Origin of the sequence: Sporosarcina sp. P25 (assembly GCF_002743235.1) — a bacterium.
GTDB lineage: Bacteria > Bacillota > Bacilli > Bacillales_A > Planococcaceae > Sporosarcina > Sporosarcina ureae_B.
The window spans coordinates 1-1,059 of the sequence record NZ_PDYV01000045.1 but is presented as its reverse complement, the minus strand read 5'-3'; the positions used below and the strand labels follow the sequence as shown (position 1 = coordinate 1,059).

Here is a 1,059-nt window from a genome sequence, read left to right as displayed (position 1 = left end):
GCCCCCTTCAAGATGAGATTTCCCATTACGCAAGTAAGTAAGATCCCTCAAAGATGATGAGGTGGATAGGTCTGGGGTGTAAGTACGGCGACGTATGTAGCTGACAGATACTAATCGATCGAGGACTTAACCTATTATGAAAAGCCGAAGCGGCCGCCTAGATGCGACCGGTATAAGGCGAAGATGCGAAGTGGCGTTTCCTGCCACGTAGCAGCTTTGACTTATGACCCGAGCATCTGGCCGCTGAGGCTGGACAAACTAAAAAGTAGTTACTTGAACTACACCAATGTCTTTTATTCAGTTTTGAGTGAATGAAATCTTTTTGTAAAAAGGATTGACTTTCTCAGTCAGTTTGATATAATAATCATGGCTTTAAAAACAGTTCAGTGATGATGGCAAAGAGGTCACACCCGTTCCCATACCGAACACGGAAGTTAAGCTCTTTAGCGCCGATGGTAGTTGGGGGTTTCCCCCTGTGAGAGTAGGACATCGCTGGTCTGTTAGACAAGTTATGAAAAAACATTATAACCACATTACATTATTCCGCAGTAGCTCAGTGGTAGAGCAATCGGCTGTTAACCGATCGGTCGTAAGTTCGAGTCTTACCTGCGGAGCCATTATTGGAGAGCTGTCCGAGTGGCCGAAGGAGCACGATTGGAAATCGTGTAGGCGGTTTGCGCTGCCTCAAGGGTTCGAATCCCTTGCTCTCCGCCAGATGTACGCTTTCATTATATATTGGCCCCTTGGTCAAGCGGTTAAGACACCGCCCTTTCACGGCGGTATCACGGGTTCGAATCCCGTAGGGGTCACCATTTTATAGAAAATACGTTTATCACATCGTAGTATAACCCAGGAGGATTAGCTCAGCTGGGAGAGCACCTGCCTTACAAGCAGGGGGTCGGCGGTTCGAGCCCGTCATCCTCCACCATTTATTTTATAGTATTATCGCGGGGTGGAGCAGTGGTAGCTCGTTGGGCTCATAACCCAAAGGTCACAGGTTCAAATCCTGTCCCCGCAACCAAGGTCCCGTGGTGTAGCGGTTAACATGCCTGCCTGTCA

The 1,059-nt window shown here is 48.3% G+C and carries 5 tRNA genes and 2 rRNA genes; all 7 read left to right on the top strand.

The features are described 5' to 3' along the window. A 23S ribosomal RNA gene (locus CSV70_RS16310) occupies window positions 1–134 on the top strand; the annotation flags it as partial. Between the two features lie 248 nt (window positions 135–382). Beyond that, a 5S ribosomal RNA gene (gene rrf / locus CSV70_RS16305) occupies window positions 383–498 on the top strand. Window positions 499–542: 44 nt separating this feature from the next. Then, a tRNA-Asn gene (locus tag CSV70_RS16300) sits at window positions 543–617 on the top strand. Between the two features lie 5 nt (window positions 618–622). Then, window positions 623–714 (top strand) — tRNA-Ser (locus CSV70_RS16295). 23 nt (window positions 715–737) lie between these two features. Then, window positions 738–812 (top strand) — tRNA-Glu (locus tag CSV70_RS16290). A 40-nt stretch (window positions 813–852) separates the two neighbouring features. After that, window positions 853–928 (top strand) — tRNA-Val (locus tag CSV70_RS16285). A gap of 18 nt (window positions 929–946) precedes the next feature. After that, window positions 947–1,021, top strand: a tRNA-Met gene (locus CSV70_RS16280). Window positions 1,022–1,059 lie beyond the last annotated feature (38 nt).